We start from the raw sequence: 14,189 nt of genomic DNA, 5'->3' as shown, positions 1-14,189 counted from the left end.
ATGCCCGCCTGGGAGTACGCCACCACGCCGCTGCTCATCCACAACACGACCGCGATCCTCAACACCTGGGGTGCGGACGGGTGGGAGCTGGTGCAGATCGTGGTCGGCCCGGAGGGCGGCCTCGTCGCCTACCTGAAGCGCCAGAAGGCGGACGCCTGATGGCCGTCGCCGACCGGCTCGCCGAGCTCGGGCTCGTCCTGCCCGCGGTCGCCGCGCCCGCCGGGTCGTACGTGCCCGCGATCGCGAGCGGCGACCTGGTGTTCACCGCGGGGCAGCTGCCCTTCGTCGACGGCGTGCTGGCGCGCACGGGCCTCCTCGGCGCGGAGGTCGGGGTGGAGGAGGCGGCCGACCTCGCCGCGACGGCCGCGCTGAACGCGCTCGCGGCGGTCGCCGGTGTGCTCGGCGGCCTCGACCGCGTCGTCCGGATCGTGAAGGTGACCGGCTTCGTCGCCTCCGCTCCCGGCTTCACGCAGCAGCCCGCCGTCATCAACGGCGCGTCCGACCTGCTCGTGGAGGTCTTCGGCGAGCACGGACGCCACGCACGGTCCGCCGTCGGGGTCGCGGCGCTGCCGCTCGGATCCCCGGTCGAGGTGGAGCTCGTCGCGCAGTTCCGGTGACCCGATCCGGGTGATATCACCGCGTCCGGGAGGGCGCGCTCCGGCCGCCCGTCGGTCGCACGCCGATCCGCGGATTCATGGGCGACACGCCGAGCGCGACACGCGCTGGTATCGCTTGCGCGGGACCTCGAAATGGGTACACTCGCAGGCGTCGAGTGAAGAGCTTGGCTTGCGGCGCTGTCGATTCCCCCCAGTCGGGCGCTGCTGAGGCGGCACCTGTTCCCCCCAATAGGTGCCGCTTCTTCTTTCTGCCCTCGAATCGGCTCCGCGGGCCGCGTGTCGTCCCTCCACAGGGGCGGCCGGACCGGAGCGGGCCCTCGCGCCGTACCGTGCGTCGGTGGCTCCGCCCTTCCTGCCCGTCGCTCCCGCATCGGCCGGATCGCCCCCGCTCCCGCCGACGGTGATACCGGCCGTCGCGCCGCCCCGGTTCCCCGCGCTCGGCGCGCTCGCGGCGTACGCCGACGACCCGACCGTCACCGACCTCCTGCTCGACGGCGGTGGTCGGCTCTGGCGCGACGCGGGTCGCGGGCTCGAGCCCGTCGACGCGGCCGGCCGCTTCGAGCCGGACCGGGCACGCCGGCTCGCCGTCTCGGTGGTCGCCGCCGGCGGCCGTCACCTCGACGACGCGACCCCGTGCGCGGACGTGCGGCTCCCCGGCGGCGCCAGGGCCCATGCCGTCCTCCCGCCGGTCAGCACCGGCGGTCCGCTCCTCTCGATCCGGCTCGCGCGATCCGAGCCCTGGCACCTCGGCGACCTGCAGCGCGCCGGCATGCTCGACGCGGCGCAGGCGGCGGACCTGCGCACTGCGGTGCTCGAGCGCCGCAACGTGCTCGTCTGCGGGCCGGCGGGCAGCGGCAAGACGTCGCTCCTCGCGGCGCTGATGGCGGAGGTGCCGCCCACGGAACGCATCGTCACCGTCGAGGACGTCGCGGAGCTGGCGATCGACCACCCGCACGTCGTCGGGCTCGAGGCTCGGCAGCCCAACACGGACGGCGTCGGCGCGATCGGCCTCACCGCGCTGGTCCGCGAGACCCTCCGGATGCGCCCGGACCGCATCGTCGTCGGCGAGTGCCGAGGGGCCGAGATCGCCGAGCTGCTCGGTGCGCTCAACACCGGGCACGACGGCGGCGCCGGCACCCTGCACTGCGCCGACGCCGGCGGGCTCGGCGCCCGGCTCGAGGCGCCCGGTGCGCTGGCCGGCCTGTCGCCCGCGGCGCTGCGCGCGCAGGCGCTCGCCGCCATCGACCTCGTCGTGCTGCTCGCCAGGCACGACGGGGTGCGACGGGTGGAGCGGATGGGACCGCTCGGCACGACCGGGGACGGTGCGCTCGCGGTGCTCGGGACGTGATCCTCCGACGGCGCGACGCCGCGGAGGAGGCGGACGAGGTCGCCGCGCACCTCGACCGGCTCGGCGCACTCGTCGCCGCAGGCGCGACGCAGCCTGCGGCGTGGGCCTATCTCGCCCGGTCGGGCGCTCCGCCGCCGATCGCGGAAGCGGTGGCCCGCGCCGCCGCCGACGGGCACCCGCTCGGCCCGGCGTTCGCCGGCGGGCAGGAGGCGTGGCGGGCGGCGGGCGCGATCGTCACCGTCGCCGCGGAGACCGGTGCGCCGCTCGCGGCCGCGATGGCGACCGCGGCCACGGGCGCACGGCGGACCGCGGAGCTCCATCGCGCCGTGTCGACCGCGATGGCGGGGCCGGTGGCGAGCGCCCGGCTCGTGCTCGTGCTCCCGCCGGCGACGGCCCTGCTCGGCTGGGCGTTCGGGTTCGACGTGCCGAAGGTGCTGCTCTCCGGGCTCGGTGCCGGCATCCTCCTCATCGGGGCGGTGCTGCTCGGGGCCGCCGCGCACTGGAGCGCGCGGCTGATCCGCGGCGCCAGGCGCACCTCCTGGACGGCCGGGCTCGACCTCGAGCTCGTCGCGACCGCGGTGCGCGCCGGCCTGCCGGTCACCGCCGCGCGCGAGCTGGCCGCGTCCGCTGCGGCGGCGACGGGGGTGGAGCTGCCCGGCCCCGCAGCGCTCGACGAGCTGCTCGCGTTCGCCGACACCGCGGGCCTGCCGGTGGTCGGCCTGCTGCGGGCGGAGGCCGACCGGGTCCGCCGCGCCGCCGTCGCCGAGGCGCGCGTCCGGGCCGAGGTCCTCGCCGTCCGGCTGCTGCTGCCGCTCGGCCTCCTGGTCCTGCCGGCCTTCCTCGTGCTCGGCGCGCTGCCGGTCGGGCTGGCGGTCCTCTCCTCCACAGCCGTCCCGCGCTGAGGGGGCCGGCCGGCGCGCCAGGATGGGCCTGCCCGTGCCGGGATGGGGCGCACCGAGTGCGCACGGAGAGAAAGAGGTACGGGATGCACGACGAACCGTTCGCCGGCGGGGTCGCGGGCGAGGAGGGCGCCGTCACGGCGGAGTACGCCATCGCCACCATCGCCGCCGTGGGCTTCGCGGCGCTGCTGGTCGTGGTGCTGCGCAGCGACGAGGTGCGCGGGCTGCTGCTGGGGCTGGTGACCCGTGCGCTCGCCATGCCGAGCTGAGGGCCGGAGGCAGGCGGGCACGGTGACCGCGGAGTTCGCGGTCGCCGTGCCGGCCGTCCTGCTCGTCCTCGCCGCCTGTCTCGGCGGCCTGCGGGTCGCGACCGAGCGGCTCCGCCTCGTCGACGCCGCCGCGACGGCCGCCAGAGCCGTCTCGCTCGGCGAGGCGCCCGTGCGCGGCGCCGCCGGCGCGGCGGTCGCGGCCGTCGATCGTCGCGGCCAGACCGTGTGCGTCACGCTCCGCAGCGAGGTCCCGCTGCTCGGGCTGCCGGTCCCGGTGGAGGCGAGCGGGTGCGCGCTCGCGGGCATCCGGCCGTGACGCCCGAGCGTGGAGCGGGGTCGGCGCTCGCGGTCGCGGTGGTCGGTGCGCTCGCCGCCGCGCTCGTGCTCGCCGCGGCCGTCGCCGGAGTGCTCATCGCGCACGCGCAGGTCCGCACCGCGGCGGATGCGGCGGCGCTCGCGGGCGCCGATGCCGCACTCGGCAACGCGACCGGCGTGCCGTGCGAGCGGGCCGCCGAGAGCGCGGCGCTCGCGGGGGTCGCCGTCGACCGCTGCGCGCAGCGCGGCCCGCTCGTGCGGGTGCGGGTGTCGGTCGTCGTGCTCGGGGGCCCGCTGGCCGCCGAGGCGCTAGCGGGACCGCCTCCGGCCGGCTGAACGGGGGAGCACCGCCGTGCATCCGGGACATCCGGGTGTCGAAGCCGTGTGTATGGTGTGCGGGACCGGCCCCCGGCCGCTGCTGGAGCGGGCCGGTCACGATGGGGGCATCGGGACGAGCGAGGAGGTGGCCGTGCCCGGAAGCAAGAAGCTGGTGATCGTCGAGTCGCCGGCGAAGGCGAAGACCATCGCCAAGTACCTGGGACCCGAGTACGAGGTGCAGGCCTCGGTCGGGCACATCCGCGACCTGATCGAGCCCAAGAACCTGCCGCCCGAGCTGAAGAAGGGGTCGATGGGGAAGTTCTCCGTCGACGTCGACAACGGCTTCGAGCCCTACTACGTCGTGTCGGACCAGAAGAAGAAGACCGTCGCCGACCTGAAGCGCGCGCTGAAGGACGCCGACGAGCTCTACCTCGCGACGGATGAGGACCGCGAGGGCGAGGCGATCGCCTGGCATCTGCTCGAGGTGCTCAAGCCGAAGGTGCCCGTCAAGCGGATGGTCTTCCACGAGATCACCAAGGACGCGATCACGAAGGCCCGCGACAACACCCGCGAGCTGGACACGGCGCTCGTCGACGCGCAGGAAACCCGGCGCATCCTCGACCGCCTGTACGGCTACGAGGTCTCGCCGGTGCTCTGGCGGAAGGTCGGCCCGGGCCTGTCCGCCGGTCGGGTGCAGTCCGCCGCGACGCGGCTGGTCGTCGATCGGGAGCGGGAGCGCCTCGCGTTCGTCGCGGCGTCCTACTGGGACGTCCTCGCCCGGTTCGCGCCCGCAGAGGGCGCCGCGTTCGGCGCGCGCTTGCAGCGGCTCGACGGCAAGCGCGTCGCGACCGGCAGCCGGGACTTCGACGACCGCGGTCAGCTGAAGAGCGACTCGATCGTGCTCGACGAGGCTGCAGCCCGCGCCCTGGTGGCCGGCATCGAGACCGAGCGCCCCGAGGCGCGGGTCGTCTCCCTCGAGACGAAGCCGTACCGGCGCCGCCCGGCGGCCCCGTTCACGACCAGCACGCTGCAGCAGGAGGCCGCGCGCAAGCTGCGGTTCAGCGCCAGGCAGACGATGTCGGTCGCCCAGAGCCTGTACGAGAACGGCCACATCACCTACATGCGGACCGACTCGCCGTCGCTGTCCTCGCAGGCGACGCAGGCCGCGCGGTCCCAGGCCAGGGCGCTGTACGGCGCCGACACGGTGCCGGACGCGCCGCGCGTGTACACGGGCAAGTCGAAGAACGCGCAGGAGGCGCACGAGGCGATCCGCCCCTCCGGTGAGGTCTTCCCGACGCCGGACTCGCTCCGCGGCGTGCTGTCGCCGACCGAGCAGCGCCTGTACGACCTGATCTGGCGTCGGACCGTGGCGTCGCAGATGGTCGACGCGACCGGTTCCACCGCCACCGTGGTCGTCGGGCTCCGTGCAGCCGACCGAGACGCCGAGTTCACCGCCTCCGGCACCGTCATCACCGTCCGCGGCTTCCTCGCCGCGTACGAGGAGGGCCGGGACGAGGACCGGGACGCGGATGGCGACGACGAGCGCCTCCCGCAGCTCGCGCAGGGCCAGGTGCTCACCCCCTCCGACCCGACGGCGAACGGGCACGAGACGTCCCCGCCCCCGCGCTACACCGAGGCGAGCCTCGTCAAGAAGCTCGAGGAGCTCGGCATCGGGCGCCCCTCGACCTACGCGTCGATCCTCTCGACGATCGTCGACCGCAACTACGTCGTCCCGCGCGGCACCCAGCTGGTGCCGAACTGGATCGCGTTCTCCGTCGTGAAGCTGCTCGAGGACTTCTTCAGCGAGCTCGTCGCGTACGACTTCACCGCGGGCATGGAGGACGACCTCGACCGCATCGCCGACGGCGACGCCGAGCGCGTCGACTGGCTGCGGGACTTCTACTTCGGGAACACCGGGCACCCCGGGCTCCGCTCCGTCGTCGACAACCTCGGCGACATCGACGCGCGCAGCATCAACTCCATCCCGATCTCGCACGACATCACGCTGCGCATCGGCCGGTACGGGCCCTACCTCGAGGTCGCCGAGCCCGGTGAGCCGCAGGTCGACGCGGGCAGCGGGGAGCTCGCCGAGCCGGAGCCCACCGTGCGCCGGGTGAACCTGCCGCCGGACCTCGCCCCCGACGAGCTCACCGAGGCGAAGGCCCGCGAGCTCGTCGACGCGCCGCCGCAGGAGGACCGGGTGCTCGGCCAGCACCCGGAGACCGGGCGCACCCTCGTCGCGAAGGACGGCCGGTTCGGCCCCTACGTGACCGAGGTCGTGCCCGAGGACGAGGCGGCCAAGAAGGGCGCGCCCAAGCCGCGGACCGCGTCGCTCTTCAAGTCGATGTCGCCCGACACGGTCGACCTGGACACGGCCGTGCGGCTGCTCGCGCTGCCGCGCACCGTCGGGGAGGACCCGGAGAACGGCGAGGCGATCACCGCGCAGAACGGCCGGTACGGCCCGTACCTGAAGAAGGGCACGGACACCCGGACGCTGCCCGACGAGGACGCCATCTTCTCGATCGACCTGCCGGGGGCGCTCGAGCTGTTCGCGCAGCCCAAGTACGGAGCGCGGCGCGCCTCCTCGGCGCTCAAGGAGTTCGACGCGGATCCGGTGAGCGGCAAGCCGATCCGGATCAAGGACGGCCGGTTCGGCGCCTACGTCACCGACGGTGAGACGAACGCGACCATCCCGCGCGGCGAGGACGTCGAGCAGGTCGACTTCGAGCGCGCGAAGCAGCTGCTCGCGGACAAGCGGGCCAAGGGGCCCGCGCCGAAGCGGAAGACGAGCACCGCGGCCAAGCGCCCGGCGACGACGAAGCGCACGACGAAGAAGGCCTAGGGGTGTTCCTCACGCTCGAGGGCGGTGACGCGGCGGGCAAGACGACGCAGGCGCTCGCCCTCGAGCGGTGGCTCGTCGAGCGGGGACGCACGGTGCTGCGCACCCGGGAACCGGGCGGCTCCGAGCTCGGTGCGGAGATCCGGTCGCTGCTCCTGCACGGCGGAGCGGTCGCGCCCCGAGCGGAGGCGCTGCTCTACGCCGCGGATCGCGCGCACCACATCGCGACGGTCGTCCGCCCGGCACTCCAGCGCGGTGAGGTCGTGGTGCAGGACCGGTACCTCGACTCCTCGGTGGCGTACCAGGGGGCCGGTCGCGTGCTCGACCCGGAGGAGGTGCGCGGCCTGTCGGTCTGGGCCACCGAGGGCCTTCTCCCCGATGTCACCATCCTGCTCGACCTCGATCCCGTCGTCGCGCGGGAGCGCCGGGGCGGCCGCGCCGCGGAGGACCGTCTCGAGGCGGAGCAGGACGACTTCCACACCAGGGTGCGCGAGGCGTACCTCGAGCTCGCGGCCGCGGCGCCCGAGCGCTTCGTCGTCGTCGACGCGGCACGGCCCGCGGACGTGGTCGCCGCGGAGATCCGGGCGGTCGTCGAGCCGCTCCTCGACCGATGACCGATCCCTACGCCGAGCTCGTCGGGCAGGCATCGGCCGTCGAGGCGGTCGCCGCCGCCGCGCGGGACGCGCACCGCGCCGACGGCGGGCTCGGGGTCATGACGCACGCCTGGCTGATCACGGGACCGCCCGGCTCCGGCCGGTCGAACCTCGCCTACGCCTTCGCGACCGCGCTGCTCGCCGAGACCGCCGACGATCCGGCCGCGGCGGCGCAGGAGGAGGCGCGGACGCGCGCGCAGGTCGACGCCCGCACGCACCCGGATCTCGCGGTGCTCGCCTCCGACCGGGTCACGATCACGATCGAGGAGGTGCGGCGCCTCGTCACGGCGTCGCAGTACTCCCCGTCGGTCGCCCGGTACCGGGTGATGGTGGTGGAGGACGCCGATCGCATGTCGGAGCGGACCTCGAACGTGCTGCTCAAGGCGCTCGAGGAACCACCGGAGCGCACCGTCTGGATCCTCTGCGCGCCGAGCGAGGCGGACCTGCTGCCCACGATCCGGTCGCGGGTCCGCGTCGTGCGCCTCCGGGTGCCCGAGCCGGCGCAGGTGGCCGAGCTGCTCGTGCAGCGGGACGGCGTCGACGCCGCCCTGGCGCTCCGCGCCGCCGAGGAGGCGCAGAGCCACATCGGCATGGCGCACCGGCTCGCGACGGACGCCGAGGCGCGGTCGCGGCGCGACGACAGCATCCGGCTCGTGCTCGAGACGGACACGGTGCCGAAGGCGGTGCGCGGTGCGGCGCGGCTGCTCGACATCGCGAAGGCCGACTCGACCGCGCTCACGCAGGAGCGGGAGGAGGCCGAGCGCGGCAAGGCGCTCGCCTCGATGGGGGTGGAGCCCGGTGCGGCCGTGCCGCCGCAGCTGCGGGGCGTGCTCCGCCAGCTGGAGGAGGATCAGAAGCGCCGCGCGACGCGGGGCCTCCGGGACGGCGTGGACCGCGTGCTCGTGGACCTCCTGTCCGTCTACCGGGACGTGCTCATGGCGCAGCTGGGCGCCGGACTGCCGCTCGTGAACGCCGCGTGGGCGAGCGAGATCGCCGCGCTCGCCGCGCGGACGAAGCCGGCCTCGACGCTGAAGGTGCTCGACGCCATCGCGGACGCGCGTCGGCGCCTGCCGGCGAACGTCCCGCCCCTGCTCGCCCTCGAGGCGATGCTGGTCTCGGCCGTCCTCGAGCGCGCGGCATGAGGCGCGCCGCCGCGGCGATCGTGGCTGCACTCTGCGTGGTGCTGCTCGCCGGCTGCGGCCTCGTCCCGGCCCCGGACACCACCAGCACCCCCGACACCCGGGGCGTGCAGGCCGACCTCCTGCCCTACTACGGGCAGCGGGTCGTGTGGCGCGACTGCAGCGGCGGCTTCCGATGCGCGACGGTGCAGGCGCCCGTCGACTGGGCGCATCCCGGCGGCGCGCGCATCTCGCTCGCCCTGATCATGCGACCGGCGTCGGGCAGCCGCATCGGGACCCTCTTCACGAACCCCGGCGGTCCGGGCGTGTCGGGGGTCGACTTCCTGCGGAGCGCGGCCGACTCCTTCTACGACCAGGACCTGCTCGACCACTACGACCTCGTCGCGTGGGACCCCCGGGGCGTCGGCGCGTCCGCGCCGGTCGACTGCTACGGGACGCGGCAGCTCGACCGGTTCCTGTTCAGCGACCCGAACCTGCCGGAGGGCAGTGCGCGGCTGCGGGCGGACGTGGTGGGGGACGCGGTCGCGTTCGGCAAGGCGTGCCTGGCGAAGACGGGCGGCCTCCTCGAGCACGTCGGCACCGCGGACACCGTGCAGGACCTCGACATGCTCCGCGCGGCGCTCGGCGAGTCGAAGCTCGACTACTTCGGGTTCTCCTACGGCACGTACATCGGCGCGCTCTACGCGGACCGCTACGGGTCGCGCGTGGGCCGCATGGTGCTCGACGGCGCGGTCGACCCGTCCATCTCCACGTTCCAGGAGTCGCTCGCGAACACGAAGGCGTTCGGCGCGGCGCTGAAGGACTACCTCGCGAGCTGCCTGCGGACCTCGACCTGCCCGTTCGCCGGGACCGACGTCGCCGGCGCCGTGGACCGGATCGCGAAGCTCCTCCTGCAACTGCGGGCGTCGCCGATCACGGCGACGGACGGGCGGGACGTGAACAGCGCCGTCCTCCGCACCGCGATCGACGCCTCCCTGTACGACGAGTCGTCGTGGCCGACGCTGAGCCAGGCGATCGCCGCCCTCCTGCGCGGGCGCCCGGACGCGGTGCAGCAGCTCGCGGACGACTACGTCGAGCGCGGTGCGAAGGGCTACTCGGGCAACCTCTTCGAGGCGATCTACGCCGTCAACTGCCTCGACAAGCCGGTGACGACGGACCCGGCCACGCTCGCGCAGCAGGGCAAGCAGCTCGACGCGGCGGACCCCCTCCGGGCCGCCGACAACACGAACGACCTCGGCGATCCCGTCTGCGGACACTGGCCGGTCCCGGTCGAGGGATCCGTGCATCGGATCACCGCGGCCGGGGCGCCCCCGATCGTGGTGCTCGGCACCACCGGGGACCCGGCCACGCCGTACGCGTGGGCGCAGAGCCTCGCCGGCCAGCTGCCGGGCGGCGTGCTGCTGTCACTGCGCGGGGAGGGGCACACCGCCTACCGCAACGGGGTCGCGTGCATCAACGACCGGGTGGACCGCTTCTTCGTCAGCGGTGCGCTGCCGAAGCCGATCACCTGCGGCTGACACGAAAACATTGCAGTCCGTGCAAGAATTGATGTCGTGACGGACACCGCGGCTCCCGGACTCCGCGAGCAGAAGCGCATCGCGACCAAGCGCGCGCTGCAGGTCGCGCTGCTCCGACTCTCGATGGATCGCGGCTTCGACAACGTCACCGTGGAGGAGGTCGCGCAGGAGGCCGGTGTCTCGCCGCGCACGTTCTTCAACTACTTCGCCTCCAAGGAGGAGGCGGTCGCCGCCCCGCACGGGCCGCACGAGCTGACGCCCGAGGAGATCGCCAGGTACGAGGACGGCGCCGGCGATCCGCTCTCCGACTTCATCGTCGTGATGGCGGCGCGGGCTGCCGGCGAGGAGGACTTCGAGCTGCACAGCCTCCGGCGCGAGCTGATGCACCGCGAGTCCCGGCTGCTCGGCGACAAGGCCGGTCTGATGCAGCGCATCCAGCAGCAGGTGGTCGGGATGATCGCCGAGCGACTCCGCGCGGACGAGCTGCGCGCGGGTCGGATGCCCGACGAGACGGCCCTCCAGGACCGGGCGGCCTTCATCGCGGTCCTGTGCATGACCATCGCGCGCCACGGCTGGAGCCGGTGGGTCGCGAGCGAGGGGGCCGGAACCCTGGGCGAGTGCATGCTCGGAGCCCTCGACGAGTTCCACGAGATCGCGGCGGCGACGCGCTGACGACCTCCGCCGGGAGGAGACGAAGAACCCGCCCTTCCGGACGGGTTCTTCGTTTCTGGAGCCGCCTTGGGGAATCGAACCCCAGACCTATTCATTACGAGTGAATCGCTCTGCCGACTGAGCTAAGGCGGCGCGGTGCCCGGATGAGTGTAGTCGATCCGCCGGCCCGGCCTCTCCGCCGCGCGGCGAGGTGAGCGGCCACCCCTCTTCGGGGCCCCTACCCTGACGGGCATGCGCAGCCGGGCCGCCCTCGCCGTGTCCGGAGGCGTCGTGGCCGTCGCGCTCGCCGCCGCGGGCTGGGCCGCCGGGACCGCGCTCGGCGCTCCGGAGCCCGCCGCCACGCGCAGCCCCGTGGCGATCGTCACGACGCCGGCCGCGACGGTCACCGCGACCTCCACCCCCTCTGCGACCGCCACGACCGTCGCCCGCACCTGCTCCGTCGCCGCGGCGGCACGGGACCCGCGCCTCCACGCCTTCCAGGGGCAGGTCGTCGACGCCCGCACCGGCGAGGTGCTGTTCGACCGCGGCGGGAGCACGCCGTCGCGTGCCGCCAGCGTGATGAAGCTGCTCACGTCGGCCGCGGCGCTGAAGGTGCTCGGTCCGGACTACCGGCTCACGACGCGCGTGGTCGAGGGCGCGCAGCCGGGCGAGATCGTGCTCGTCGGCGGCGGCGACGTCACGCTCTCGCGCACCCCCGTCGGGACCACGACCGCCTACGCGGGCGCCCCCCACCTCGCGACGCTCGCCCAGCAGGTCAAGACGGCGTGGCAGGCCGCGCACCCGGGGCAGGCGATCACCCGCATCGTGCTCGACGACTCCTACTTCGGCGGCCCGAGCTGGCAGCCCTCCTGGAACGTGAAGGAGCGCGCGCTCGGGTCGACGCCGAAGATGACCGCGCTCATGGTGGACGGCGATCGGGCCGACCCGGCGCTGTCCACCTCCCCGCGAGGCAGCGACCCCGTCGGCCGGGCCGGCACCGCGTTCGCCGCCTACTTCGGCGGCGTCTCGCTCTCCCGCGGCACGGCGCCTGCCGGCGCGAAGGAACTCGGGGCGGTGCGCTCGCAGCCGCTGAGCCGGCTCATCGAGCAGGAGCTCATCGTCTCCGACAACACGCTCGCCGAGACGATCGCACGGGTCACCGCCATCCGCGCGGGGACCGGTAACACGTTCTCGTCGATCGACGCCGCCGTGCTGCCCGCGCTGCGGAGCTACGGCATCGAGCCCACCGGGGTCCGGGTCGTGGACGGCAGCGGGCTGAGCGACGACGACCGGATCCCGCCGGCGTACCTCACGAAGCTGCTCGTGTCGGTGCTCGACCGGGCCGACGGCCTCGGGCCGATCTTCGACGGCCTGCCGATCGCGGGCCGCACCGGCTCGCTCTCGTACAGCGACCGCTTCACGGGCGCTGCGGCGAGGGCCGACGGTCACGTGTGGGCGAAGACCGGCTGGATCGACAGCGGGTACACGCTCGCCGGCATCATCCGGGCGAAGGACGGCACCCCGCTCACCTTCGCGTTCTACGCGCTCGGGCCCGCGATCGTCAGCCCCACCGCGAAGCAGGCGCTCGACACCCTCACCGCCGACGTGTGGTCCTGCGGGAAGCGGCTCTCCGACCACTGAGGTGCGTGAGGATGAGGGCATGACCCGAGGGCTGCTGATCGTCGACGTGCAGAACGACTTCACCGAGGGCGGCGCGCTGGGCGTCGACGGCGGCGCCGCGGTCGCGCAGCGGATCACCGACCATCTCGCCGCCCACCGGGGCGAGTACGCGCTGGTCGCGGCCTCCCGGGACTGGCACGACGGGACGAACGACAACGGCGGCCACTTCGCCACCGACGCCGCGCCCGACTACACGGTCACCTGGCCCGTGCACTGCGTGGCGGGGACGCCAGGCGCCGACTACCACCCGGCCCTCGACACCGCCGCGATCGACGTCCACGTGAAGAAGGGGCAGGGCAAGCCGGCGTACTCGGCGTTCGAGGGGACGACGGACGACGGCCGGAGCCTCGCGGAGGTGCTCGCCGACCGGGGCATCACCGACCTCGACGTCGTCGGCATCGCGACCGACTACTGCGTGCGCGCCTCCGCCCTCGACGCGTTCGAGAGCGGCGAACGGGTGCGGGTGCTCACCGACCTCGTCGCGGGCGTCGACCCCGCGACGAGCGCCGCCGCGCTCGCGGAGTTCCGGAACGTGGGCGTCGAGACCGTCTGAGCGCGCCGGGCACCGCGGCTGCCTAGGATCGGGGCGACAGGAGGCATCATGGCCGCGAACGACGAGGCGAGGCTGCTCGAGGGGCTGCCGACGGGACTGCTCATCGGAGGGACGTGGCGCGACGCCTCCGGCGGCTCGCGGTTCGACGTGCACGATCCGGCGACCGGAGCGGTGCTCGTGTCCGTCGCGGACGCGACGCCCGAGGACGGGATCGCCGCGCTCGACGCGGCCGTCGCCGCGCAGGACGACTGGGCGTCCACCGCGCCGCGGAAGCGGTCGGAGATCCTCCGGGGCGCGTGGCAGCTGATGCAGGACCGCAAGGACGACCTCGCGCTGCTGATGACGCTCGAGATGGGCAAGCCGCTGGCCGAGGCGGCCGGTGAGGTCGTCTACGGGTCCGAGTTCTTCCGCTGGTTCGCGGAGGAGGCGGTGCGCATCACCGGGCGCTACGGCATCAACCCCGAGGGCACGGGCCGGACCATCGTCTCCCAGCACCCGGTCGGACCGAGCTTCTTCATCACGCCGTGGAACTTCCCGCTCGCGATGGCGACGCGGAAGATCGGGCCCGCGCTCGCCGCGGGCTGCACGGTGGTCGTGAAGCCCGCCGAGCTCACGCCGCTGACCACGCTGCTCACCGCGTCGATCCTGGAGGAGGCCGGGCTGCCCGCGGGGGTGCTGAACGTGGTGCCCACGACGAAGGCGGGCGCGCTCGCCGGGCCGATCATCGCGGACCCGCGCCTCCGGAAGCTCAGCTTCACGGGCTCGACACCCGTCGGGAAGCGGCTCCTCGCCCAGGCCGCGGAGAACGTGCTGCGCACCTCGATGGAGCTCGGCGGGAACGCGCCGTTCGTCGTGTTCGACGACGCGGATCTCGATGCGGCGGTCGAGGGCGCGATGCTCGCCAAGTTCCGGAACGTGGGGGAGGCGTGCACGGCCGCGAACCGCTTCATCGTGCACGAGGCGGTCGCGGACGAGTTCGCGGAGCGGCTGACCGCGAAGGTCGCCGAGCTGAAGGTCGGCCGGGGCACCGAGGAGGGGGTCCGGATCGGGCCGCTCATCAACAGGGCCGCGGTGTCGAAGGCCGACGAGCTTGTCCAGGACGCGGTCGGTCGCGGTGCCACCGTGCGGCTCGGCGGCGGGCCCGTCGACGGGCCCGGCACCTTCTACGCCCCCACCGTGATCGACCGGGTCGACGCCGGCAGCGACATCCTCCGCACCGAGATCTTCGGCCCGGTGGTGTCGATCGTGCGGTTCGCGGACGAGGCGGAGGCGGTCCGGATCGCGAACGACACCGAGTTCGGCCTCGTGTCCTACGTGTACACCAAGGACCTCGCGCGCGGGCAGCGGATGATCGAGCGGCTCCAGACCGGGATGATGGGGCTGAACGCGGG

Annotated in this window: 15 protein-coding genes and 1 tRNA gene; 15 read left to right on the top strand and 1 reads right to left on the bottom strand. The window is 74.2% G+C overall.

Annotation, left to right across the window (positions count from 1 at the left end):
* The 12 genes from ACTHLI_RS02365 (at position 1) to ACTHLI_RS02310 (ending at position 10,586) form a co-directional block, all read left to right on the top strand.
* Positions 1–159, top strand: a complete 159-nt coding sequence (locus ACTHLI_RS02365; RefSeq protein ID WP_440181221.1) for a hypothetical protein — start codon at positions 1–3, stop codon at positions 157–159.
* Positions 159–617: a RidA family protein gene (locus ACTHLI_RS02360; RefSeq protein ID WP_440181220.1), complete on the top strand. Its 459-nt coding sequence runs from the start codon at positions 159–161 to the stop codon at positions 615–617. Before ACTHLI_RS02365 ends, ACTHLI_RS02360 begins: the two co-directional genes overlap by 1 nt.
* A gap of 337 nt (positions 618–954) precedes the next feature.
* Positions 955–1,965 carry a CpaF family protein gene (locus ACTHLI_RS02355; protein ID WP_440181219.1) on the top strand — a complete coding sequence of 337 codons (1,011 nt, stop codon included), beginning with the start codon at positions 955–957 and terminating at the stop codon, positions 1,963–1,965.
* Positions 1,962–2,867 carry a type II secretion system F family protein gene (locus ACTHLI_RS02350; protein ID WP_440181218.1) on the top strand — a complete coding sequence of 302 codons (906 nt, stop codon included), beginning with the start codon at positions 1,962–1,964 and terminating at the stop codon, positions 2,865–2,867. Before ACTHLI_RS02355 ends, ACTHLI_RS02350 begins: the two co-directional genes overlap by 4 nt.
* 83 nt (positions 2,868–2,950) lie before the next feature.
* Positions 2,951–3,133, top strand: coding sequence for a DUF4244 domain-containing protein (locus ACTHLI_RS02345; protein WP_440181217.1), 183 nt, complete (start codon positions 2,951–2,953; stop codon positions 3,131–3,133).
* A 22-nt stretch (positions 3,134–3,155) separates the two neighbouring features.
* On the top strand, positions 3,156–3,449 hold the full coding sequence (locus ACTHLI_RS02340) for a TadE family type IV pilus minor pilin (protein ID WP_440181216.1): 294 nt from the start codon (positions 3,156–3,158) through the stop codon (positions 3,447–3,449).
* Positions 3,446–3,784, top strand: a complete 339-nt coding sequence (locus ACTHLI_RS02335; RefSeq protein ID WP_440181215.1) for a helicase — start codon at positions 3,446–3,448, stop codon at positions 3,782–3,784. Before ACTHLI_RS02340 ends, ACTHLI_RS02335 begins: the two co-directional genes overlap by 4 nt.
* Before the next feature lie 133 nt (positions 3,785–3,917).
* The gene (gene topA / locus ACTHLI_RS02330; RefSeq protein WP_440181214.1) at positions 3,918–6,608 is read left to right on the top strand and encodes a type I DNA topoisomerase; all 2,691 of its coding nucleotides are present in this window, start codon (positions 3,918–3,920) and stop codon (positions 6,606–6,608) included.
* Between the two features lie 2 nt (positions 6,609–6,610).
* Positions 6,611–7,219: a dTMP kinase gene (tmk, locus tag ACTHLI_RS02325; RefSeq protein WP_440181213.1), complete on the top strand. Its 609-nt coding sequence runs from the start codon at positions 6,611–6,613 to the stop codon at positions 7,217–7,219.
* The gene (locus tag ACTHLI_RS02320) at positions 7,216–8,400 is read left to right on the top strand and encodes a DNA polymerase III subunit delta' (RefSeq protein WP_440181212.1); all 1,185 of its coding nucleotides are present in this window, start codon (positions 7,216–7,218) and stop codon (positions 8,398–8,400) included. The genes tmk and ACTHLI_RS02320 overlap by 4 nt, the downstream gene beginning before the upstream one ends.
* Complete coding sequence (locus tag ACTHLI_RS02315; protein ID WP_440181211.1) at positions 8,397–9,914, top strand: alpha/beta hydrolase; 1,518 nt, start codon at positions 8,397–8,399, stop codon at positions 9,912–9,914. Before ACTHLI_RS02320 ends, ACTHLI_RS02315 begins: the two co-directional genes overlap by 4 nt.
* 36 nt (positions 9,915–9,950) lie before the next feature.
* A complete protein-coding gene (locus tag ACTHLI_RS02310; protein WP_440181210.1) occupies positions 9,951–10,586 on the top strand; it encodes a TetR/AcrR family transcriptional regulator in 636 nt (211 codons plus the stop codon).
* Between the two features lie 56 nt (positions 10,587–10,642).
* Here ACTHLI_RS02310 and ACTHLI_RS02305 read toward each other — a convergent pair.
* A tRNA-Thr gene (locus tag ACTHLI_RS02305) sits at positions 10,643–10,718 on the bottom strand.
* A 99-nt stretch (positions 10,719–10,817) separates the two neighbouring features.
* Between ACTHLI_RS02305 and ACTHLI_RS02300 the strand changes: the two genes are divergently transcribed.
* From ACTHLI_RS02300 to ACTHLI_RS02290, 3 genes are all read left to right on the top strand, one after another.
* Positions 10,818–12,206, top strand: a complete 1,389-nt coding sequence (locus tag ACTHLI_RS02300; protein WP_440181209.1) for a D-alanyl-D-alanine carboxypeptidase/D-alanyl-D-alanine-endopeptidase — start codon at positions 10,818–10,820, stop codon at positions 12,204–12,206.
* A gap of 19 nt (positions 12,207–12,225) precedes the next feature.
* Positions 12,226–12,798 (top strand): isochorismatase family protein, encoded by a 573-nt coding sequence (locus ACTHLI_RS02295; protein ID WP_440181208.1) that lies wholly within the window; start codon positions 12,226–12,228, stop codon positions 12,796–12,798.
* 48 nt (positions 12,799–12,846) lie between these two features.
* A partial coding sequence (locus ACTHLI_RS02290; RefSeq protein WP_440181207.1) for an NAD-dependent succinate-semialdehyde dehydrogenase occupies positions 12,847–14,189 on the top strand: 1,343 nt, incomplete at its 3' end.

Origin of the sequence: Amnibacterium sp. (genome assembly GCF_051956055.1) — a bacterium.
GTDB lineage: Bacteria > Actinomycetota > Actinomycetes > Actinomycetales > Microbacteriaceae > Amnibacterium.
The sequence above is the reverse complement of the archived record's forward strand: the minus strand, read 5'-3'. Positions and strand labels throughout refer to the sequence as shown.

Bases quoted from the DNA above. Each gene is read 5' to 3' on its own strand.
- ACTHLI_RS02365 (WP_440181221.1), top strand. From the start codon at position 1: ATGCCCGCCTGGGAGTACGCCACCACGCCGCTGCTCATCCACAACACG.
- ACTHLI_RS02295 (WP_440181208.1), top strand. From the start codon at position 12,226: ATGACCCGAGGGCTGCTGATCGTCGACGTGCAGAACGACTTCACCGAG.
- ACTHLI_RS02360 (WP_440181220.1), top strand. From the start codon at position 159: ATGGCCGTCGCCGACCGGCTCGCCGAGCTCGGGCTCGTCCTGCCCGCG.
- ACTHLI_RS02300 (WP_440181209.1), top strand. From the start codon at position 10,818: ATGCGCAGCCGGGCCGCCCTCGCCGTGTCCGGAGGCGTCGTGGCCGTC.
- ACTHLI_RS02320 (WP_440181212.1), top strand. From the start codon at position 7,216: ATGACCGATCCCTACGCCGAGCTCGTCGGGCAGGCATCGGCCGTCGAG.
- ACTHLI_RS02315 (WP_440181211.1), top strand. From the start codon at position 8,397: ATGAGGCGCGCCGCCGCGGCGATCGTGGCTGCACTCTGCGTGGTGCTG.
- ACTHLI_RS02345 (WP_440181217.1), top strand. From the start codon at position 2,951: ATGCACGACGAACCGTTCGCCGGCGGGGTCGCGGGCGAGGAGGGCGCC.